At 73.9% G+C, this 19,413-nt stretch carries 19 protein-coding genes, 1 other RNA gene and 1 pseudogene; 12 read left to right on the forward strand and 9 right to left on the reverse strand.

What is annotated here, in order from left to right; genetic code table 11:
• Positions 1-81: 81 nt before the first annotated feature.
• Positions 82-1,077 carry a Gfo/Idh/MocA family protein gene (locus ACFWRT_RS01930; protein ID WP_380949526.1) on the forward strand — a complete coding sequence of 332 codons (996 nt, stop codon included), beginning with the start codon at positions 82-84 and terminating at the stop codon, positions 1,075-1,077.
• 25 nt (positions 1,078-1,102) lie between these two features.
• Here the strand turns inward: ACFWRT_RS01930 and ACFWRT_RS01935 are convergent, their stop codons facing one another.
• Complete coding sequence (locus ACFWRT_RS01935; RefSeq protein ID WP_380949524.1) at positions 1,103-2,836, reverse strand: alkaline phosphatase D family protein; 1,734 nt, start codon at positions 2,834-2,836, stop codon at positions 1,103-1,105.
• A 153-nt stretch (positions 2,837-2,989) separates the two neighbouring features.
• Here ACFWRT_RS01935 and ACFWRT_RS01940 point away from each other — a divergent pair, with 153 nt between their 5' ends.
• From ACFWRT_RS01940 to ACFWRT_RS01950, 3 genes are all read left to right on the forward strand, one after another.
• The gene (locus ACFWRT_RS01940) at positions 2,990-3,745 is read left to right on the forward strand and encodes an SDR family oxidoreductase (RefSeq protein ID WP_380949523.1); all 756 of its coding nucleotides are present in this window, start codon (positions 2,990-2,992) and stop codon (positions 3,743-3,745) included.
• A 164-nt stretch (positions 3,746-3,909) separates the two neighbouring features.
• Positions 3,910-4,389 carry a lamin tail domain-containing protein gene (locus ACFWRT_RS01945; protein ID WP_380949522.1) on the forward strand — a complete coding sequence of 160 codons (480 nt, stop codon included), beginning with the start codon at positions 3,910-3,912 and terminating at the stop codon, positions 4,387-4,389.
• 131 nt (positions 4,390-4,520) lie between these two features.
• Positions 4,521-5,429 carry a PhzF family phenazine biosynthesis protein gene (locus ACFWRT_RS01950; RefSeq protein ID WP_380949520.1) on the forward strand — a complete coding sequence of 303 codons (909 nt, stop codon included), beginning with the start codon at positions 4,521-4,523 and terminating at the stop codon, positions 5,427-5,429.
• A 21-nt stretch (positions 5,430-5,450) separates the two neighbouring features.
• Here the strand turns inward: ACFWRT_RS01950 and ACFWRT_RS01955 are convergent, their stop codons facing one another.
• Together ACFWRT_RS01955 and ACFWRT_RS01960 are read right to left on the reverse strand one after the other, a co-directional pair.
• On the reverse strand, positions 5,451-6,476 hold the full coding sequence (locus tag ACFWRT_RS01955; protein ID WP_380949518.1) for a hypothetical protein: 1,026 nt from the start codon (positions 6,474-6,476) through the stop codon (positions 5,451-5,453).
• Positions 6,477-6,543: 67 nt separating this feature from the next.
• Positions 6,544-7,188: a TetR/AcrR family transcriptional regulator gene (locus ACFWRT_RS01960; RefSeq protein ID WP_380949517.1), complete on the reverse strand. Its 645-nt coding sequence runs from the start codon at positions 7,186-7,188 to the stop codon at positions 6,544-6,546.
• Between the two features lie 188 nt (positions 7,189-7,376).
• Here ACFWRT_RS01960 and ACFWRT_RS01965 point away from each other — a divergent pair, with 188 nt between their 5' ends.
• The 3 genes from ACFWRT_RS01965 (at position 7,377) to ACFWRT_RS01975 (ending at position 10,521) form a co-directional block, all read left to right on the forward strand.
• On the forward strand, positions 7,377-8,771 hold the full coding sequence (locus ACFWRT_RS01965; RefSeq protein ID WP_380949515.1) for an MFS transporter: 1,395 nt from the start codon (positions 7,377-7,379) through the stop codon (positions 8,769-8,771).
• Between the two features lie 87 nt (positions 8,772-8,858).
• Positions 8,859-9,542, forward strand: a complete 684-nt coding sequence (locus ACFWRT_RS01970; RefSeq protein ID WP_380949514.1) for a GNAT family N-acetyltransferase — start codon at positions 8,859-8,861, stop codon at positions 9,540-9,542.
• A 76-nt stretch (positions 9,543-9,618) separates the two neighbouring features.
• The gene (locus tag ACFWRT_RS01975) at positions 9,619-10,521 is read left to right on the forward strand and encodes a glycosyltransferase family 2 protein (RefSeq protein ID WP_380949512.1); all 903 of its coding nucleotides are present in this window, start codon (positions 9,619-9,621) and stop codon (positions 10,519-10,521) included.
• Here ACFWRT_RS01975 and ACFWRT_RS01980 read toward each other — a convergent pair.
• Positions 10,514-10,615: pseudogene (locus ACFWRT_RS01980) on the reverse strand (GNAT family N-acetyltransferase); the annotation flags it as partial. The gene ACFWRT_RS01975 and the pseudogene ACFWRT_RS01980 sit on opposite strands and share 8 nt — an antisense overlap.
• Between ACFWRT_RS01980 and ACFWRT_RS01985 the strand changes: the two are divergent.
• Positions 10,596-10,925, forward strand: a complete 330-nt coding sequence (locus ACFWRT_RS01985; RefSeq protein ID WP_380949511.1) for a hypothetical protein — start codon at positions 10,596-10,598, stop codon at positions 10,923-10,925. The pseudogene ACFWRT_RS01980 and the gene ACFWRT_RS01985 overlap by 20 nt on opposite strands.
• A 37-nt stretch (positions 10,926-10,962) precedes the next feature.
• Here the strand turns inward: ACFWRT_RS01985 and rnpB are convergent.
• An RNA gene (gene rnpB, locus ACFWRT_RS01990) (RNase P RNA component class A) lies at positions 10,963-11,373 on the reverse strand.
• A 137-nt stretch (positions 11,374-11,510) separates the two neighbouring features.
• Here rnpB and ACFWRT_RS01995 point away from each other — a divergent pair.
• Both ACFWRT_RS01995 and ACFWRT_RS02000 read left to right on the forward strand, forming a co-directional pair.
• Positions 11,511-12,266 (forward strand): MerR family transcriptional regulator, encoded by a 756-nt coding sequence (locus ACFWRT_RS01995; RefSeq protein WP_380949509.1) that lies wholly within the window; start codon positions 11,511-11,513, stop codon positions 12,264-12,266.
• Positions 12,263-13,186 (forward strand): hypothetical protein, encoded by a 924-nt coding sequence (locus tag ACFWRT_RS02000; protein ID WP_380949508.1) that lies wholly within the window; start codon positions 12,263-12,265, stop codon positions 13,184-13,186. The genes ACFWRT_RS01995 and ACFWRT_RS02000 overlap by 4 nt, the downstream gene beginning before the upstream one ends.
• Here the strand turns inward: ACFWRT_RS02000 and ACFWRT_RS02005 are convergent.
• Complete coding sequence (locus tag ACFWRT_RS02005) at positions 13,137-14,585, reverse strand: RNB domain-containing ribonuclease (protein WP_380949507.1); 1,449 nt, start codon at positions 14,583-14,585, stop codon at positions 13,137-13,139. The genes ACFWRT_RS02000 and ACFWRT_RS02005 overlap by 50 nt on opposite strands.
• Positions 14,586-14,782: 197 nt before the next feature.
• Between ACFWRT_RS02005 and yaaA the strand changes: the two genes are divergently transcribed.
• Entirely contained in the window at positions 14,783-15,583 is an 801-nt protein-coding gene (yaaA, locus tag ACFWRT_RS02010; protein ID WP_380949506.1) for a peroxide stress protein YaaA, read from the forward strand.
• Between the two features lie 89 nt (positions 15,584-15,672).
• The gene (gene eda / locus ACFWRT_RS02015; protein ID WP_380949505.1) at positions 15,673-16,332 is read left to right on the forward strand and encodes a bifunctional 4-hydroxy-2-oxoglutarate aldolase/2-dehydro-3-deoxy-phosphogluconate aldolase; all 660 of its coding nucleotides are present in this window, start codon (positions 15,673-15,675) and stop codon (positions 16,330-16,332) included.
• 101 nt (positions 16,333-16,433) lie between these two features.
• Here eda and ACFWRT_RS02020 read toward each other — a convergent pair whose 3' ends face one another.
• Genes ACFWRT_RS02020 through ACFWRT_RS02030 form a run of 3 tightly spaced genes read right to left on the reverse strand, consistent with a single transcriptional unit; the run spans position 16,434 to position 19,386 of the window.
• Complete coding sequence (locus ACFWRT_RS02020) at positions 16,434-17,810, reverse strand: bifunctional RNase H/acid phosphatase (RefSeq protein ID WP_380949503.1); 1,377 nt, start codon at positions 17,808-17,810, stop codon at positions 16,434-16,436.
• A complete protein-coding gene (locus ACFWRT_RS02025) occupies positions 17,810-18,553 on the reverse strand; it encodes a zinc ribbon domain-containing protein (protein WP_380949597.1) in 744 nt (247 codons plus the stop codon). The genes ACFWRT_RS02020 and ACFWRT_RS02025 overlap by 1 nt, the downstream gene beginning before the upstream one ends.
• Positions 18,550-19,386: a Nif3-like dinuclear metal center hexameric protein gene (locus tag ACFWRT_RS02030; protein ID WP_380949502.1), complete on the reverse strand. Its 837-nt coding sequence runs from the start codon at positions 19,384-19,386 to the stop codon at positions 18,550-18,552. Before ACFWRT_RS02030 ends, ACFWRT_RS02025 begins: the two co-directional genes overlap by 4 nt.
• Between the last annotated feature and the right edge of the window lie 27 nt (positions 19,387-19,413).

Raw genomic sequence — 19,413 nt, forward strand, 5'->3', positions numbered from 1 at the left:
TCCACATCGTTGAATCCGCATCTATGCTCTCAGCTCGGCCGGAGTGGTCGATACCTCTTTTGTTACGGCGGTGGCACGGGCATGGGCGAGACGGTGCGCTGGGGTGTTCTGGCGACGGGCGGCATTGCCGCGACCTTCACGGCGGACGTACAGGCGCTGCCGGGCGCCGAGGTGGTGGCCGTCGCCTCGCGTACGGAGGCCTCGGCGCGGGCCTTCGCCGAGCGCCACGGCATCGCCCGCGCCTACGGGAGCTGGGCGGAGCTGGTCGCCGACGACGCGGTGGACGTGGTGTACGTGGCGACCCCGCACTCGGCGCACCACACGGCGGCCGCGCTCGCGCTGAACGCCGGAAAGCATGTGCTGTGCGAGAAGGCGTTCACGCTCAACAGCCGGGAGGCGGAGGAGCTGGTGGGCCTCGCCCGGGACCACAACCTCTTCCTGATGGAGGCCATGTGGACCTACCTCAACCCGGTGGTCCGCCGGTTGACCGAGCTGGTGCGGGACGGGGCGATCGGCGAGATCCGCGCCGTACAGGCGGACTTCGGTTTCGCGGGCGACTTCGCCCCCGGCCACCGGCTGCGCGACCCGGACCTGGGCGGCGGGGCGCTGCTGGACCTCGGGGTCTACCCGGTCTCCTTCGCCCACCTGCTCCTTGGCGAGCCGGACCGCATCCAGGCCGACGCGCTGCTCTCCCCCGAGGGCGTCGACCTGAACACGGGGATGCTGCTGGGCTGGGAGTCGGGCGCGACGGCGCTGCTCTCCTGCTCGATCGTCGGCCACCACCCGACGGCGGCCACGGTCATCGGCACCGAAGGCCGGATCGACCTGCCGCGCGACTTCTTCCACCCGGACCACTTCGTGCTGCACCGGCCCGGCAAGGAGCCGGAGACGGTCACCTCGGGTCCGGGGCCGGAGGGCCTGTCCGGGATGCAGTACGAGGCGGCCGAGGTGGCGCGCGCGGTCCGGGCGGGTGAGACGGAGTCCCCCCTCGTTCCGCTGGAGGGCACGCTCGCGGTGATGCGGACGCTCGACGCGGTACGGGACCGCATCGGCGTCCGCTACCCGGCGGACCGGTGAGTTCCCCCAGGACCTCTCGTTTGGATCAGGCCGGTTTCAGCCCCGGGTTCCCCGCCTCGGTCACGAAGGAGGCGGCGGTGGTGACCGGCGCTCCGGGGGTGGTGACGGCCGACACCGTACGGAAGTCGGCGCGGGCCTGCTTCTCCGTGAGGGTGACCAGCGCATAGCCGCGCCGCCCGTCGTAGTGCTTCAGGTGCGGGTTGGCGCGGGTCTGGTTCTCCCAGTTGGCGGGCCGCTCCGCGCCGTCCTTGCCGCTGGAGACGGACGTGGTGACGATCTCGGTGCCGACGGTCCGGGAGGCCGGGTCGTCGAAGTCCTTCTTGAGATCGAAGGCGTACGAGACATGGACGTCACCGGTCAGCACCATCAGGTTCTCGACCCCGGCCGACTCGGCCCCGGCCAGCACCCGCTGCCGGGAGGCCGGGTAGCCGTCCCAGGCGTCCATGGAGAGCTTGTAGGCGGCGGTGGGCACATCGCGTCGCTGGGCGAAGGTGACCTGCTGCGGCACGACGTTCCAGGTGGCGGCGGAGGCGCGCCAGCCGTCGATCAGCCAGCGCTCCTGGGCGGCCCCGGTCATCGTGCGGGTCGGGTCCTCGGACTCCGGGCCCGGGGTGCGCCAGCCGTCGCCGTACGCCTGGTCGCTGCGGTACTGGCGGGTGTCGAGGATGTCGAACTGGGCGAGCCGGCCGAAGGTGAGGCGCCGGTAGAGGCGCATGTCGGGGCCGGTGGGGCGCTGCGGGGTGCGCAGGGGCTGGTTCTCCCAGTACGCGCGGTACGCGGAGGCCCGGCGCAGCAGGAACTCCTCGGGCTCCACGTCGTTCTCGGGGATGTCGCCCGCGTAGTTGTTCTCGGTCTCGTGGTCGTCCCAGGTGACGACGAAGGGGTGGGCGGCGTGGGCGGCGCGCAGGTCCGGGTCGGACTTGTAGAGGGCGTAGCGCAGCCGGTAGTCCTCCAGGGTGACCGTCTCGCGGTTGTAGTGGGCGGGGAGGCGGCGGTCGGTGTAGTTGCGGGCGCCGCCGGTGGCGGTGACGGCGTACTCGTAGAGGTAGTCCCCGAGGTGGAAGACCACGTCGACGTCCTCGGCGGCGAGGTGGCGGTGGGCGGTGAAGTAGCCGTCGTGGTACGCCTGGCAGGAGACGGCGGCCAGGGTGAGGGAGCTGGTACGGGTCCCGGCGGCGGGCGCGGTGCGGGTGCGGCCGGTCGGGCTGGTCCAGCTACCGGTGCGGAAGCGGTAGAAGTAGCCGCGGCCGGAGTCGAGGCCCTGGACGTCGGCGCGGACGCTGTGGGCGAACTCCGCGTGGGCGGTGACCGTTCCGCGCCGCACGATGCGGCGGAAGGCCTCGTCGTGGGCGAGCTCCCAGGTCACCTGGACGCGGCTCGCCGGGAGGCCCCCGGCGGGCTCGTAGGGGCGGGGCGCGAGCCGGGTCCAGATGAGGACGGAGCCGGGCAGTGGGTCACCGGAGGCGACGCCGAGGGTGAAGGGGTTCTCGGTGATCCTGCGGGCGTCCAGCTCGGCGGCGGCGGCCGTACCGGCGGCGGGCAGGTTCATCGTGAAGGCGAGCGCGGCGACGGCTCCCGCCCCGGTGAGCAGCCGGCGGCGGTCCAGGCCGCCCGGGCCGCTCGGGCCGCTCGGGCCGCTCGGGCCGCTCGGGCCGCTCGGGCGGGATAAACGAGCGGTCGAGGTGGTGACCGCGGGTTCGGCGGATCGGACGGTTCGGACACCCTGGCCGGGCGCCGTGAAGTTCTGTGCGGCTGTCATATGCCCCTCGCTTGCCGGATGCTGCCGGATGCTGTCGGAATCCAGCGGACCGCCGGCGCACGACGCGCCGTTGTCGCGTGCACAACATCCGCATGGCGGGTCGATGAGCACCGCGTGCCCTGTGCACCGACCTCTCCCGTACGCTGCCGGGCCATGAACACTGATCAACGAGTCGCTGTGGTCACGGGTGCCGGTTCGGGAATCGGGCGGGCCGTCGCGCTCGCCCTGGCGAGTGCGGGGTGGTCGCTCGCGCTGGCGGGGCGGCGGGCGGAACCGCTGGCCGGGACGGCCGCCGCGGCCGGAGCCCCGGACGCGCTGTGCGTCACCACGGACGTGACCGACGAGGACGAGGTGGCCGCGCTCTTCGCCGCCGTACGGGACCGGTTCGGCCGGCTGGACCTGCTGTTCAACAACGCGGGCACGTTCGGCCCGGGCGGCGTACCGCTGGAGGACCTCGACGCGGCGGACTGGCGGGCGGTGGTGGACGTGAACCTGACGGGGGCGTTCCTCTGCGCGCAGGCGGCGTACCGGCTGATGAAGGAGCAGGACCCGCAGGGCGGCCGGATCATCAACAACGGCTCGATCTCCGCCCACGCGCCGCGCCCGCACTCGGTCGCCTACACGGCGACCAAGCACGCGATCACCGGGCTGACGAAGTCGCTGTCGCTGGACGGGCGCCCGTACCGGATCGCCTGCGGTCAGATCGACATCGGCAACGCGGCGACCGAGATGACCGAGCGGATGCGGACCGGCATCCTCCAGGCGAACGGGGAGCTGGCGGTGGAGCCGGTGATGGCGGCGGCCGATGTGGCGCGGACCGTGGTGCACATGGCGGAGCTGCCGCTGGAGGCGAACATCCCGTTCCTGACGGTGATGGCGACGAACATGCCGTACGGGGGGCGGGGCTGAGTCGGTACCGCCAAGTCGCGCTCCAGGCGTGACCGTTTCTGTCCGAAATTGCCGCCGGGCGACCGACTTTGCGGATTTCCGCACGCCTGGGAGAGCAAGCGCGTACTCACCGTATGATCGCATCTCGTTACGCCTTCACTTGAACGACACAGAAGGAACACCGCATGCGCATACGCACCGCCGCCCCGATCGCCCTGGTCGCCGCCACCGCCCTGGCCGGCTCGCTCCTCGCCACGGCGGCACCGGCCTCGGCGGCCGCCCACCAGGGCGGGCTGCACTTCGGCGCCATCCAGTACGACGGTCCCGGCAAGGACGACCGGTCGAAGAAGTCGCTCAACGCCGAGTGGGTGAACATCCACAACAACGGCAAGAAGAAGGTCCAGCTCAAGGGCTACAAGGTGAAGGACAAGACCGGCTACACCTACACCTTCGGCAGCTACACGATCGGCGCGGGCAAGACCGTCAAGGTCCGCACCGGCAAGGGCAAGAACGTCGCGGGCACCGTGCACTGGAACCGGGGCTCGTACGTCTGGAACAACACCGGCGACAAGGCCCGGCTGATCAAGCCGAACGGCAAGCTCGCGGACTCCTGCTCCTGGGGGAAGTCGACGCCGAAGAACAAGGGCGTCAAGAACTGCCACTGACCGGTTGCCGTAACGGTCGCTGCACCGGTCTCCGTGCTGGTGGGGCTGCCGTGGTCCGGGGGGGGCTGCGGCAGCCGTACGGTGAGGAACCGGGCGGGAATGCCGGGAGCGGCGGCAGGGTTGGACCGCTCATGACACCTGATCACGACCACGGCCAGGCCTCCGGTCCCGGTCCCGGCCACGCCCCCGGCTCCGGTTCCGGCCCCGAGGTCCTGCGCTACACCGCCTTCTCCGCCGATCCGGAGGGCGGAAACCCGGCGGGGGTCGTCCTGGACGCGTCGGGGCTGGACGAGGAGCGGATGCTCGCCGTCGCGGCGGAGCTGGGCTACAGCGAGACGGCGTTCCTCACGGAGCGGACCGGCGAAGGCGCGTACACGATCCGCTACTTCAGCCCCAAGGCCGAGGTGCCGTTCTGCGGCCACGCCACGGTCGCCACCGCCGTCGCGCTGGCCGAGCGGGACGGACCGGGCGCGCTGGAGTTCGCGACGGCGGCAGGTCAGGTGCCGGTCACCGTCGTCCGGGAGGGCGGCGAGCTGCGGGCCACCCTGACCAGCGTGGCCCCGCACGTCACGGAGATCGGCGCGGCGGACCTCGCGGAGGCGCTGGCGGCCCTGGACTGGCCGGCCGCCGACCTCGACCCCGCCCTGCTGCCCCGGATCGCCTACGCGGGCGCCCGGCACCTGGTGCTGGCCGCCGCGACCCGTGAGCGGCTCGCGGACCTCCGCTACGACTTCGCCCGGCTGGAAGCGCTGATGCGCCGGCTCGATCTGACGACCCTGCAACTGGTGTGGCGCGAGGCGCCGGAGGTCTTCCACGTCCGGGACCCGTTCCCGGTGGGCGGGGTGGTCGAGGACCCGGCGACGGGGGCGGCGGCGGCCGCGTTCGGCGCGTACGTACGGGAGTTGGGGCTCGTCCCGGAGGCCGCTGTCCTGACCCTGCACCAGGGCGTGGACCTGGGCCGCCCCGGCACCCTCACGGTGGAGCTGCGCGCCGGGGACGACCGGGTGCGGGTCAGCGGGACGGGGGCGCGGATCGGCTGAGCCGTACGGAACGGGCCCGGGTCAGCCGGTGAGCTCCTTGGCCGGGGAGACATGGGCGAACCAGCGCTCGGTCTCCTCCGGTTCGAGGGCGCGCTCCAGGATGACGTCACCGCGCATGCCCGGGAAGAAACGGCCCGCGGGCCAGGACCGCCGGTAGGACGGCTCGTCCAGCACGAGCAGGCGTACGCCGTCGACCACAGGAATGTCCGCCGGGGCGCCCTCGTTCCAGAGCCGGCCGCCGTCCGGGGCGGTCAGGTCGAAGGAGCCCACGGTGTCCACCTGCCCCGGGGTCTCCCGGCAGACGGCGACCTCGTGCGGCGAGGGGGCGTGGCCCGCCACGTGGCCGCCGCCTATGAGGGCGTCGGCGAGCAGGGTGTGGAGCTGGAAGTTGTCCCCGATGCCGAAGAACCGCAGGGCGTAGCCGGTGCCGCTGGTCCGGTGCAGGGCGACGAGCGGTTCGTCGTCCAGCACCCGGAGGGCGTGGCCGAGGGACCGGAACTGTTCGCCGGACGCCTGCTCCACGGTGGCGAGCAGCCGCAGCAGCTCCTCCCGGTCGCCGCCGGCTCCGGCGCGTACGGCCCGGTGGTTGAGCAGGGCGACGGCCGCCATCTCCCACTGACGAAGCGTCCACCAGCCGACCGCCGCGTCGAACCCCGTCCTCCCGACGATCTCCTCGCCCGGCTCACCCGCGTCCGGTACGGGGAACGGGCCGCCGCCGGTCGCCGCCCACGCCCCGGCGAAGGCCGCGGCCCCCTCAAGTGCCACCCGCAGCCCGGCCCGGACGCCCGGGGCGCAGCGCTCGGCGTCCGCGCCGCGCTCCACGCAGGCCCCGACGAGGACGGCGACGACGGCACGGGGGCCGGGCGGGACGTGCTCCAGTACGGCGGCGAGGCGCGGCCCGCCGTCCAGCAGGTCCGCCTCCTTGGCCTGCCCGAAGGTCTCCTGCAGCCGGACGAACGCCTTGCCGGACCGTTTCGCGTCCTGGGCCACCACCGCGGCCTCGAAGTCCGCGACCGCTCCCCCGAACCCGGCCTTGCTGAATATCATTCCAGCACTTTATCGACGCCCCTCCGGGCACCGTGAAGCCGGTCGCCGACCGGGACCCCTGTGGCCCTCACCGGACGAAGACCCCGGCCCGGGCGGCGGCGGCCGCGGCGTCGGCGGCACGGTCGGCGGCGGCCTCGTCCAAGGGGGCGCCGCTGGCCAGCAGCCGGTAGTACAGCGGCGCCGAGACGGCCGCGACCACCTCGCCCGGATCCGTCCCCCCGGGCAGCTCGCCGCGCGCGACGGCGGCCTCGACACAGCCCGACCACTCCCCGATGCGGACCGCGTAGAAGCGGTGGAGGGCCTCGGCGGCCCGGGGGTCGCAGGTGGCGGCCGCGATGACGGCCGCGAAGAGGGCCCCCTGACGGGGATCGGTCAGCGTCCGGACGACGAGGCGGGCGTTGGCCCGGAGGTCCTCGGCCAGCGATCCGGTGTCGGTGCGCGGCAGGGACTGCTCCGCCATGTCCGTGAGCAGGTCGGCGACCAGCCCGGCGGGGGTGGACCAGCGGCGGTAGACGGTCGTCTTGCCGACCCCGGCGCGGCGGGCGACATCGGCCAGGTCGAGCCGGTCGAAGCCGTCCCGGGCCAGCGCGTCGCCGGCCGCGCGCAGCACGGCTTCCCGCACCCGGGCGGTGCGGCCGCCGGGCCGCACAGTGCCCGGTTCGCCACCGTCGGCGTGCAGGCCGCCGTCGCTGTCGGCACCTTCAGACGTCATAACGGTTCTCCAGTTCCATTAATACCTCTCCCCCTGTTACGGTGACACCACCCTAACGGAACCACAGAACCGTTAGGACTGACCTGATGCCCTCTGCTCCGCCCTGCTCTCAGGAAGGCGCCCCTGCCATGTCCGTACCCGCCCCCGCTCCGGCGGCTGTCCCCTCTCCCACGGCCGCCGGCCCTCGTATGACGAGCCGCCAGAGACTTGTACTGGCCCTGCTGCTCGGCTCCCAGTTCATGATCGCGGTGGACTTCTCGATCCTGAACGTGGCGCTGCCGGTCGTCGGGGAGGGGCTCGGCTTCTCCCTCGCCCACCTCCAGTGGATCGCCACGTCCTTCGCGCTCGCCGCCGCCGGGTTCACCCTGCTCTTCGGCCGGGTCGCCGACCTCGTCGGCCGTAAGAACCTGTTCGTCGGCGGCATGGTCCTCCTCGGCCTCTCCTCCGCACTCGGCGGCCTGGCGACCTCGCCCGAGGTGCTGCTGACCGCCCGGGTGCTGCAAGGGCTGGCCACGGCGGCCGTCACCCCGGCCGGGCTCGCGCTGCTGACCACCGCGTTCGGTGAGGGGCCGCTGCGGGAACGGGCGCTCGGGCTCAACGGGGCCCTGATGTCGGCCGGGTTCACCGCCGGGGCGATCCTCGGGGGCCTCCTGACCGACCTGCTCTCCTGGCGCTGGGCCTTCTTCGTCAACGTACCGGTCGCGGCCCTGGTCGTGATCCTCGCCCCGTCCGCGATCACCGACAGCCGGCCGGAGCGGCGCCCGAAGCTGGACGTGCCGGGCGCGGTCACCGTCACCGGCGGGCTGCTGCTGCTCGTCCTCGGCCTCACCCAGGCCGGCGAGACCGGCTGGACCGCCCCCGGCACGCTGGTCTCGCTCGCCGCCGGGGCCGTCCTCCTGGTCGCCTTCGTCCGCATCGAGCGGCGGGCGGCGGCCCCGCTCGTCCCGATGCACATCCTGCGGCGGCGCAGCGTCGTCTGGGGCAACACGGCCGGACTGATCGCCTTCGCCACGGAGACCTCGCTGGTCTTCCTGCTGACCCTCTACCTCCAGGAGATCCTCGGCTACTCCCCGCTCGCCACCGGCCTCGCCTTCGGCGTCCTCGGCATCGGCACGGTCGTCGGCGGTGTGCTCGGCGGCCGGGCGGTGGGCCGGTTCGGCAACCGGCGCGCGATCGTGGCCGGCGGGGTCGTCCAGGCCGCCGCCACCTTCTCGCTGGTGGCGCTCGGTTCCTCCGGAGCCTGGATCTGGCTGCTGCTGGCGGCCACCTTCATCGGCGGCGTGGGCAACATGCTGATGATCGTCGGCTTCATGGTCACGGCCACCTCGGGGCTGCCGGACGAGGAGCAGGGCCGGGCCACCGGCCTGGCGACGATGACCCAGCAGGTCGGTATCGCCCTGGGCATCCCGGTGATGAGCGCGGTGGTCACGGCTCGGACGGGGGGCCTGACCGGCCCGGACGCGGTGCTCTCCGGCGTCTCGACGGCCGTGCTCGTCAACGCGGCACTGGTCCTGGCAGGCGCCCTGCTCGCGGGCCGCTTCCTGGCGGTACGGGACGGGGGCGGGGCGCAGGGCAAGGGGTGAGGGGAGAGGCACGACGGGCGAGGGGGCAGGGGGCGCGGCGCGCGTGGCCGACGGGCGGAACCGGCCCGATCGCGGGAGGATGCGGACATGGCTGCCCCCGCGCCTGATCCCCAGCCCGCCCCCAGCCCCGGCCCCGTACGCGACACGAACCCCGGAACCGACCCCGACGCGGCCCCGGAAGCCCCGCCCGGCCCCGACCCCCTGACCGTCCCGAGCATGTCCGCGGGCCCGGACTTCGTCCTGCGCCCCTGGGAGATGAGCGACCTGCCCCTGATCCGGGAGGCCGCGCAGGACCCGTACATCCCCCTCATCACGACGGTCCCGTCCCGCTACTCGGACCGGGCCGCCGAGGAGTTCGTCCGCCGGCAGTGGGGCCGGGCGGCCACGGGTGCCGGGTACCCGTTCGCCATCGTCCGCTCCCGGGACCGGCGCCCGGTGGGCGCCATCGGGCTCTGGCTGCGCGAGCTGCCGGAGGGCCGGGCGTCGATCGGGTACTGGATGGTCCCCTCCGGGCGCGGCCAGGGCGTCACCCGCGCCGCGTTGCGTACGGTGACGGGCTGGGCCCTGCGTGACCTCGGCGTCCCCCGCCTCCAGCTCTTCATCGAGCCCTGGAACACCGCCTCCGCCCGGATCGCCGTGGACGTCGGCTACCGGCACGAGGGGCTGCTGCGCGGCTGGCAGCAGGTGGGCGACGAGCGCCGGGACATGGCCGTGTACGGGCTCCTGAACAGTGACGGGCCGGTGGATGGCCGGGCGGTGGCCTCGAACTGAACACCGAGGCGTTACGATCGCGGGCACCGCCGCCGACCAGCAGCCGCACGGCAGCCGAGCTCCAGGAGTACCGAACTTGTCCGCACCACGCATCGGCGTATCCATCGTGACCATGGGGGACCGCCCGCAGGCGGTCGAGGCGCTGCTGGCGTCGGTCGCCATGCAGGACGTCCGGCCCACCCGGCTCGTGATCATCGGCAACGGGACCGAGCTCCCGGACTACACCGCCACCCCCGGCCTGGAGGACCTCGACGGCGGGGTGACCACCATCGAGCTGCCGGAGAACCTGGGCTGCCCGGGCGGCCGGAACGAGGGGCTGCGCAGGCTCGCCGAGATCGGTGACGTGGACGTGGTCATCGAGCTGGACGACGACGGGCTGCTGGTCGACAAGGACGTCATCCGCCGGGTCCGGGACCACTTCGCCGCCGACGACCGGCTCGGCATCGTCGGCTTCCGGATCGCCGACGAGACCGGCGAGACCCAGCGCCGCCACGTGCCCCGGCTGCGGGCCGGCGACCCGATGCGGGGCGGCCCGGTGACGGCGTTCCTCGGCGGGGGCCACGCGTTCTCGATGAAGATGCTGGCGCGGACGGGCCTGTGGCCGGCGGAGTTCTTCTTCACCCACGAGGAGACGGACCTGGCCTGGCGGGCGCTGGACGCCGGCTGGAAGGTGGAGTACGACCCCGAGCTGCTGCTCCAGCACCCGAAGACGAGCCCGGCCCGGCACGCGGTGTACTACCGGATGACGGCCCGCAACCGCGTCTGGCTCGCCCGCCGCAACCTGCCCCTCCCCCTGGTCCCGGCCTACCTGGGCACCTGGACCCTGCTCACTCTGGCCCGCACCCGCGACGCCAAGGGCCTGCGCGCCTGGGCGGGCGGCTTCGCGGAGGGCGTGCGCACCCCGTGCGGCGAGCGGCACCCGATGCGCTGGTCGACGGTGTGGCGGATGACGCGACTGGGCCGCCCGCCGGTCATCTGACCTGCCGCTGCGCCGGGCCCGCGAACGCGACGGCGGTGAAGCCGTGCCCCTCGTAGAAGGCGCGGGCGGCGGCGTTGCGCTGGAACACGTACAGCTTGCTGGAGGCGGCGAAGCAGGAGCGCCTCGCGTTGGAGGCCGCGCACAGGTCGCCGGAGCCGGTCTGCGGCTGCACCCACCACCTCGCCAAGCACGACAGGCGGGGCCGGTGCCACGAGCAGGTCGAGGTCCCGACGGCCTGGGACGAGAACAGGAAGCCGCTGCGCTACGAGGCCGGGCAGTGCACCTGCCAGCAGTACGTGGGTCCGCAGCCGCTCTCGCAGGTGTACGCGGAGGAACTGACGGACCGCTGGCCGACGGACCCGCCGGCGGAGGAGAAAGGGCCTCCGCCCCAGGGGAACACCTGAGTGGAACACCTGGTCGGAGGCGGTTGTCGCCTGGTGGCAGCCAAGTCAGGCTGTACGCCGGGTTCTGTCTCCCGGTCGCCTCGCGGCGGCCGGGGAGACGGCCATCCATCTAGGGCCGGCATTGCTGCCGGCCTCGTGCGGTCTACCCGTGAACTCGGGCGAGCAGCCCTCGAACGTTCACGCAGGGCCGCCCCATCGCTGGAACGCCCCCTCTTGACCTTGCTCCGGGTGGGGTTTACCTAGCCGCCTGAGTCACCTCAAGCGCTGGTGGTCTCTTACACCACCGTTTCACCCTTACCCGGGACCGAAATCCCGGGCGGTCTGTTTTCTGTGGCACTGTCCCGCGGGTCACCCCGGGTGGCCGTTAGCCACCACCCTGCCCTGTGGAGCCCGGACGTTCCTCGGGAGGAGCCCCGAAGGATCCTCACGCGGCCGTCCGCCTGACTTGACTGCTCCGCCCATCCTAGCGGTCCCGCCGAACGGCCCTTCCAGGGTCCCTCGACCGGAGTCAGACCGAAATCCCCCGGCCCCCGGGCCGAAGGCGACGCTTGACCTTGCCGCAGCGGCAGGGTTTGTACTGGCCACATGCGTATCGGAGAGATCGCCGCGCTCGTCGGAGTCACCTCCCGGGCGGTCCGGCACTACCACCACATCGGGCTGCTGCCCGAGCCCGCCCGGCGGGCCAACGGGTACCGGGCCTACACCGTCCGCGATGCCGTGCTGCTGGCGCGGATCCGGCGGCTGACCGAGATCGGGCTCTCGCTGGACGAGGTGCGGGACGTGCTGGCGGATGACGCGGGGCGGGAGCTGGTCGAGGTGCTCGGGGAGCTGGACGCGGATCTGGCGCGGCAGGAGCGGGAGATCCGGGAGCGGCGGGAGGTGCTGGCGGCGTTGCTGGAGGCGCCGCCGACCTCGGACGGGCCGCTCTCGCCCGCCCTTGCCGCACTCCTGGAGAGTGCGGCCGTCACCGGGTCGCCGGCCGCGGCGAAGGACCGGGAGCATCTGGCGTTGCTGGACGCGGCGGGCGGCGGGGCCGGGGCCGAGCTGTACGCGGCGCTGCGGCCGTTGGCCGAGGATCCCGGTGTCGGCGCGCTGTACGAGCGGCTGGACGAGCTGGCCGGGGCCGGGGTGGACGATCCCCGGATCGCGCCCCTGGCGGCCGAGCTGGTGGCCGCCGTACCGGACGAGGTGCTGGCGGTGATCCCGGACGGGGAGCCGTCGTCGACGGGGTTCGGGCGGGTGCTGCTGGAGGACTATCCGCCCGCGCAGCGCGAGGTGGTGCGCCGGGTGATGGAGGCGCTGGCCGTCCGGGTCCGCGCGACGCGAGGGAGGACGGTGTGAGGGTGATAGCTCTGCGAGCGGCCCGGGCCGCCTTGTGGGTGGCGCTGCCCGCCGAACTGGCGCTGGTGGTCTGCCTGGTGGGCGGCGTACGGATGTCCGGTGCGGTCCTGCTGGCCGTCGAGGCGCTCGTCGTGGGCGTGCTCGTGCTGGAGGCCGCCGTGATGGGGCCGCTGTACACGGCCCGGCGGCGGGCGGGCGACGGGCGGCGGGCGGCCGCGCTGGCGGCGGTGCGTGCCGTGGTGCCGGTGGCGGTGCGGCGGCTGATGGTGCACGAGCTGCGGGCGCTGCACAGTCTGGGGGTGTGGGCCGTACGCCGTCGGCACCGGATCCCCGAGGGCGCGCTGCCCTTCTCGTACACCGAGCCGCAGACCGGGACGATGTGGGCGTTCTTCTTCGCCTCCGTCCTGGAGACCGTGGTCCTGGCCCTGGTGATCCCCTGGCCGCTGGTCCACCTGGTCCTGCTCGTGGTCGGCGTGTACGGGACGGTGCTCATCGTCGCCCTGCACGCGGCCTGCGTGACCCGGCCGCATGTGGTGGGGGCCGACGGTTCGCTGCGGCTGCGCTACGGCGCCCTGTTCGACCTGCGCGTGCCCGCATCCCTCATCACCGCCGCCCGGGTGGAGCGGCGCTACGACGGCGGTGGGCTGGTGCGGGTCGATGAGGACGGGGTCCTCGACCTGGCCGTGGGGAGCCAGACGACGGTGACGGTGGAGCTGGCGGAGCCGGTGGAGTTCGTACGGCCGCTGGGGCGGCGCGGGAGCGCCCGTACGCTCCGGTTCCATGCGGACGCTCCTCGGGCGGCCGTCGCCGCGCTGGGGCGGGTGCCGGTCACGCCGGCCCCTCCCCCGGTCACGCCGGCCCCTCCCCCGGTCACGCCGGAGCGAACAGCACCGTCCTCGACGCCGGGCCCGCCCGCGTGAGCCGGACCCGCAGCCGCTCCCCCAGCGGAAGCGGAGCCGTACCGCCCTCGATCCGGCCCACGATCGCCGGGTGCCGGAGGTGGACCGTGCCGGTGGCCGGGTCGCGGTCCCCGACATCGACCACGTACGCGTCGAAGAGGTCACCCACCCGGCCCTCCAGCAGCGCCGCCTCCACCAGGTCGACGCAGGCCCGCTCCACGGTGCTGGCGCGGCGCGTCCCCTCGGCCATCTCCTTCGGGAGGGCGGGGAGCGCCTCCCGTACCCACTCCGGGGGTTCCCTCTCCGCGGTGGCCGCCAGGCAGAGCTCGGAGGCGTACCGGTCGACCAGGCGGCGCAGCGGTGCGGTGCAGTGCGTGTAGAGGTCGGCCACGGCCGCGTGCACGGCGGGGTCGGGGAGGTCGCCGTGGTCGAAGGCGGTGTAGCCGGCGCCGCGCAGCAGGGTGGTGCACTCCTGGAGGAACGCCGCGTGGTTGCCCTTCCCCGGGTCGAGGGAGCGGACCACCTCCGCGTACGGGACGTGGTGCGGCCAGTCGATGCGCAGGGCGCGGGCGGAGCGCCGCAGCCGGGCGACGGCACCGTCCGGGGCGATCGGCAGGGTGCGCAGGATGCCGGTGCCCGTCCCGGCCATCAGGTGGGCGGCGGCGATGCCGGTGAGCAGCGAGATCTGGGCGTTCCAGGCCTCGGCGGGGAGCGGGGCGCGGTAGGCGAGGCCGTAGGAGCCTTCGTGCTCGGTGATCTCCTGCTCGGGGACGTTCAGCGAGATGCCGCCGCGGGCCAGCTCCTGTTCCTCGCGCAGCCTCCCGATGTGCCGGAGCAGGGCGAGGGGTTCCTCGGCGGTGCCCGCGTCGATCTGCCGCTGGACGCCCGCGTAGTCGAGCTTGGCGCGGCTGCGGATCAGGGCCCGGCGTACGTCGGTGGCGACCGTTCGCCCGTCGCTGTCCAGGTCGATCCGCCAGAGCACGGCCGGGCGGGTGGCGCCGGGGAGGAGGCTGGCGGCGCCCTCGGAGAGGACCGTGGGGTGGAGGGGGATGCGGTCGTCGGGGAAGTAGAGGGTGGTGACGCGGCGGTGGGCCTCGGCGTCGAGCCGGCCGCCCGGGCGGACGAAGGCGGCGACGTCGGCGATGGCGTAGTGCACCCGGTAGCCGCGCCCGTCCCGGCGGCGCTCCAGGTGCATCGCCTGGTCGAGGTCGGTGGAGGCGGGTGGGTCGATGGTGAGGAAGGGGAGGTCGGTGGCGTCCTCGTGGGCCGACAGGTCCGGGTCCCGCACCGCTTCCTCCGCCTCGGCCAGCGCTGCGGCCGGGAAGCCGGCGGGGAGGTCGAGCTCGGTACGCAGGGCGCGCAGCGCGGCCCCGAGCGAGCAGTCGGCCGCTCCGGTCATACGCAGATGGCGGCGGGGCATGAACCGAGCGTAGGCCGGGCGGGGGCGGGCGGCATCCGGGCCGGGGGTGGCATCCGGGCCGAGGGCGGCATCCGGGCCGGGAGGGCGGCCCCGGCGCCGTACGGGGAGCCCCGCCCCGCCCCCGTACCCTTGCCGAGGACCCGGAGTGCCCGCACGCCCGCCGGGACCGCTCGTCGTGCGTACGAAGGAGAACCGCCGTGCTCGTGCTGTTGCCGCCCTCCGAAGGAAAGGCCGCCTCGGGGCGCGGGGCTCCCCTGAAGCCGGAGTCGCTGTCGCTGCCGGGGCTCTCCGAGGCGCGGGCGGCGGTCCTGGAGGAGCTGGTCGAGCTCTGCCAGGCGGACGAGGAGAAGGCACGCGAGGTACTCGGGCTGAGCGTGGGGCTGCGGGGCGAGGTCGGGAAGAACGCCGAGCTGCGGACCGCCGGGACCCGGTCGGCCGGGGAGCTGTACACGGGCGTCCTGTACGACGCCCTCGACCTGGCCACCCTCGACGCGGGCGCCCGCCGCCGCGCCGCGAAGTCGCTGCTGGTCTTCTCCGGGCTCTGGGGTGCGGTCCGGATCGGCGACCGGATTCCGCCGTACCGCTGCTCGATGGGCGTGAAGCTCCCCGGCCTCGGCGCGCTCGGCGCGTACTGGCGTACGCCCATGGAGACCGTCATGCCCGAGGCCGCCGCCGACGGGCTCGTCCTGGATCTGCGGTCGTCCGCCTACGCGGCGGCGTGGAAGCCGAAGGGCGAGGTGGCCGCGCGAACGGCGAGCGTGCGGGTGCTCCAGTCGCAGATCGTGGACGGGGTGGAGAAGCGGTCCGTGGTCAGCCACTTCAACAAGGCGACCAAGGGGCGGATGGTGCGGGACCTGCTGCTGGCGGGGGTGCGGCCCAAGGGTCCGGCCGAACTGGTGGATGCGTTGCGGGATCTCGGGTACGTGGTGGAGGCCGAGGCCCCTGCCCGCGCCGGGCGGCCGTGGTCGCTGGATGTGGTGGTGACAGAGATCCACTGAGTGTGTGGTGGTGACAGAGATTCGCCGATCCATTGCAGCCTGCGCAACGGGCGTTGCAGATATCGCTCGTGGCGCGGCAGGATGGGCCCATGACCTCCTCCCCCGCCTCGCCGCCGCCCGCCGCCCCCTCCGACACCTCCGTACTGGACCTCGCCCCGGTCGTCCCCGTCGTCGTCCTGCACGACGCGGCCGACGCCGTGCCCCTGGCGCGGGCGCTGGTGGCGGGCGGGCTTCCGGCGATCGAGGTGACCCTCCGGACGGCCGCCGCGCTGGAGTCGATCCGGGCCATCGCCGCCGAGGTGCCGGGCGCGGTCGTCGGCGCGGGCACGGTCATCTCGCCGCAGCACGTACGGGACACCGTCGAGGCGGGGGCCCGGTTCCTGGTCAGCCCGGGGTGGACGGACGCGCTGCTGGAGGCCATGAAGGAGTCCGGGGTGCCGTTCCTGCCCGGCGTCTCGACCACCTCCGAGGTGGTGGCCCTGCTGGAGCGCGGGGTGAGCGACATGAAGTTCTTCCCGGCCGAGGCGGCGGGCGGCGCGGCCTATCTCAAGGCCCTCTCCGCCCCGCTCCCCCAGGCCCGCTTCTGCCCGACCGGCGGCATCTCGCTCGCCTCCGCCCCCTCGTACCTCGCCCTGCCGAACGTCGCCTGCGTGGGCGGCAGTTGGATGGTGCCGGGCGACGCGATCGCGGCGAAGGACTGGGACCGGGTGGCCCGGCTGGCGGCGGAGGCGGCCGCGCTGGGGGCATAAACCCTCAGCGCAGCTCAGTGCACCTCAGAGCAACATCTCTGGATCGTGTACAGGCCGGCGGCGAACCCGGGCAGCCACGTCGGCCCCGGGGGCTGCTCCCGTTAGCGCAGGTGCGAGGTGTCGTTGAGCAGGCGTACGGAGGCGTTGCCGTCCCCGTAGTACGCGACGGTCGAGATCGAGGCCGCCGACAGCTCCATCCGGAACATCGCCCGCGCCGGAGCCTCCAGCGCCAGCCGGACCAGCGTCTTGATCGGGGTCACATGAGTGACGGCCAGGACCGTGCGGCCGGCGTACCGGGCGGTCAGCCGGTCCCGGGCGGCCGCGACCCGCTCGGCGACCTCCGCGAAGCTCTCGCCGCCGCCCGTCGGCGCGGTCGCCGGGTCGGCGAGCCAGGCCGTCAGGTCGTCCCCGTACCGCTCACGTACCTCACCGAAGGTCAGCCCCTCCCACGCGCCGAAGTCCGTTTCGCGCAGGCCCTCCTCGATGCGGACGTCCCGGCCGAGGCGGTCGGCGACGGCGGCGGCCGTCTCGCGGCAGCGGCGCAGCGGCGAGCTGACGATCTCCTGGACGGTGCCGAGCGCGGCGAAGTGGGCGGCGGCCCGGGCGGCCTGGTCGCGGCCGACGGCGGAGAGTTCGGGGTCGGTGCCGCCGCTGCCGGAGAACCGCTTCTCGGGGGTGAGCAGCGTCTCGCCGTGCCGGAGCAGGACGAAGGTGGCGGGGGCGCCGAGGTCGGGGGCGGCGGCCCAGCCGACCTGGGGGGCCGGGGTGGCGACGGGGGCCGCTGTGACGTCGGTGGGCTCGGGTTCTTCTGAAGCCAGGACACCGGCGTCGGCCTCGAACAGCGTCCCGACATCCGCCGTTCCGCCTCGCGCCGCCGCCGTTCCGCCTCGCGCCGCCGTTCCGCCTCGCGCCGCCGCCAGCGCCGCCCGTGCCTTCGCCGCGCCCGCGATCGCGTCGCCGGGCGGGCCGCGCTCGGGCAGCGGGGTGCGGGCGGGGGCGTCCAGTTCGGCGGTGGAGGCGGACGCCTCCCACTGCCGGCCGTCGCGGCCCGCGTCCATCGCCTCGTTGGCGAGCCGGTCCGCGTGCTTGTTCTGCGCGCGCGGGATCCACTCGTACGTGACGGAGGGCGGCGGCAGCAGGGCGGCGGCCCGGGCCGCCAGCGGCTTCATGTCGGGGTGCTTGATCTTCCAGCGCCCCGACATCTGTTCGACCACCAGCTTGGAGTCCATCCGGACGTGGACCTCCAGGTCCGGCCCGGAGGCCTCCGCGTCCGGGAACAGTGCCTTCGCGGCCGTCAGGCCGGCGATCAGGCCCCGGTACTCGGCGACGTTGTTGGTCGCGACGCCGATGTACTCGGCGGCCTCGGCGAGGGTCTCCCCGGTGGCCGCGTCCAGGACGACGGCGCCGTAACCGGCGGGCCCCGGGTTGCCCCGGGAGCCGCCGTCGGCCTCGACCACCAGCCGGCGAACGGCGCTCATTACAGGCCCGACTCCGAGGTGCGGACCAGGATGCGGTGGCAGTTCTCGCAGCGCAGCACCGTGTCGGGGGACGCGGCCTTCACGTCGTTGACCTCGGTGATGTTCAGCTCCAGGCGGCAGCCCTCGCAGCGGCGCTGGTAGAGGCGGGCGGCGCCGACGCCGCCCTGCTGGGCGCGGAGCTTGTCGTACAGCTTCAGCAGGTCGGCGGGGATGACCTCGGCGACGACCTGGCGGTCCTTGGTCACCGTGGCGATCTCGGCGTCCAGTTCGGTGGTGGCGGCGTCGCGGCGGGCGGTGGCGTCGTCGACCTTGGCCTGGACGGCGGAGACCCGCTCGGTCAGCTCGGCGACCCGCTCCTGGGCGGCCTCGCGGCGCTCCATGATTTCGAGGACGACGTCCTCCAGGTCGCCTTGGCGCTTGGCGAGCGAGGTGAGCTCGCGCTGGAGGCTCTCCAGGTCCTTGGGCGAGGAGACCGCGCCGGAGTCCAGGCGCTGCTGGTCGCGGACGGCGCGCTGGCGCACCTGGTCGACGTCCTGCTCGGCCTTGGTCTGCTCGCGGGTGGTGTCGCTCTCCTCGGTGGTGGAGGCGACCAGCAGGTCACGCAACTGGGCGAGGTCGTTGCCGAGCTGCTCGATCTCGGCGTGCTCCGGCAGCGAGGTGCGCTTGTGGGAGAGCTGGGCGAGGCGTACGTCGAGGGCCTGGACGTCGAGGAGTCGGATCTGGTCGGCGGGCGCGGCGTTCAGTTGGGGGCTCCAGAGGAATGGTGGGTGGTCCAGGGGTCGGTGACCTGCGTCGAGACATGGACCCGCAGGTCCCATCCGTGGCGGTCGGAAAGCGCGTCGAGCTGCGCGGCGGCCTGCTCGCACCAGGGCCACTCGGTGGCCCAGTGCGCGGCGTCGACCAGGCCGAGCGGCGAGTGCTGCACGGCCTCGGAGGCCGGGTGGTGGCGCAGGTCGGCGGTGAGGAAGGCGTCGACCCCGGCGGCTCGTACGGCGTCGAAGAGGCTGTCGCCGGAGCCGCCGCTGACGGCGACGGTGCGGACGAGCGCCTCCAGGTCGCCGGCGAGGCGGATGCCCTGCGCGGTGGCGGGCAGCCGGGCGGCGGCGCGGGCGGCGAAGGCGGCCAGGGTCTCGGGGTGGTCGAGCTCGCAGATCCGGCCGAGTCCGCGCCGCCCGTGGGGGTCGGTGGGGTCCGGTACGAGGGGTCCGGTGACGCGCAGGTCCAGGGCGCCGGCCAGCGCGTCGGAGACGCCGGGGTCGGCGGTGTCGGCGTTGGTGTGCGCGACGTGGAGCGCGATGTCGTGCTTGATGAGGGTGTGGACGACCTTGCCCTTGAAGGTGTCGGCGGCGACCGTCGTCGTCCCGCGCAGATAGAGCGGGTGGTGGGTGACGATCAGCTGGGCGCCGAGCTCCAGGGCCTCGTCGGCGATCGCGTGCACGGGGTCGACGGCGAACAGCACCCGGTCGACCTCGGCGTCCGGGTCGCCGCAGACCGTGCCGACCGCGTCCCATCCCTCGGCCCGCTCGGGGGGCCAGAGGGCGTCGAGGGCGGCGATGACTTCAGACAGACGGGGCACGGGGGAAAGGCTACCTGTCCGGGCAGG

This window comes from Streptomyces cyaneofuscatus (genome assembly GCF_042718795.1).
Taxonomy (GTDB): Bacteria; Actinomycetota; Actinomycetes; order Streptomycetales; family Streptomycetaceae; genus Streptomyces; species Streptomyces cyaneofuscatus_A.

Bases quoted from the DNA above. Each gene is read 5' to 3' on its own strand.
- ACFWRT_RS01930 (WP_380949526.1), top strand. From the start codon at position 82: ATGGGCGAGACGGTGCGCTGGGGTGTTCTGGCGACGGGCGGCATTGCC.
- ACFWRT_RS01935 (WP_380949524.1), bottom strand. From the start codon at position 2,836: ATGACAGCCGCACAGAACTTCACGGCGCCCGGCCAGGGTGTCCGAACC.
- ACFWRT_RS01940 (WP_380949523.1), top strand. From the start codon at position 2,990: ATGAACACTGATCAACGAGTCGCTGTGGTCACGGGTGCCGGTTCGGGA.
- ACFWRT_RS01945 (WP_380949522.1), top strand. From the start codon at position 3,910: ATGCGCATACGCACCGCCGCCCCGATCGCCCTGGTCGCCGCCACCGCC.
- ACFWRT_RS01950 (WP_380949520.1), top strand. From the start codon at position 4,521: ATGACACCTGATCACGACCACGGCCAGGCCTCCGGTCCCGGTCCCGGC.
- ACFWRT_RS01955 (WP_380949518.1), bottom strand. From the start codon at position 6,476: ATGATATTCAGCAAGGCCGGGTTCGGGGGAGCGGTCGCGGACTTCGAG.
- ACFWRT_RS01960 (WP_380949517.1), bottom strand. From the start codon at position 7,188: ATGACGTCTGAAGGTGCCGACAGCGACGGCGGCCTGCACGCCGACGGT.
- ACFWRT_RS01965 (WP_380949515.1), top strand. From the start codon at position 7,377: ATGACGAGCCGCCAGAGACTTGTACTGGCCCTGCTGCTCGGCTCCCAG.
- ACFWRT_RS01970 (WP_380949514.1), top strand. From the start codon at position 8,859: ATGGCTGCCCCCGCGCCTGATCCCCAGCCCGCCCCCAGCCCCGGCCCC.
- ACFWRT_RS01995 (WP_380949509.1), top strand. From the start codon at position 11,511: ATGCGTATCGGAGAGATCGCCGCGCTCGTCGGAGTCACCTCCCGGGCG.
- ACFWRT_RS02005 (WP_380949507.1), bottom strand. From the start codon at position 14,585: ATGCCCCGCCGCCATCTGCGTATGACCGGAGCGGCCGACTGCTCGCTC.
- eda (WP_380949505.1), top strand. From the start codon at position 15,673: ATGACCTCCTCCCCCGCCTCGCCGCCGCCCGCCGCCCCCTCCGACACC.
- ACFWRT_RS02020 (WP_380949503.1), bottom strand. From the start codon at position 17,810: ATGAGCGCCGTTCGCCGGCTGGTGGTCGAGGCCGACGGCGGCTCCCGG.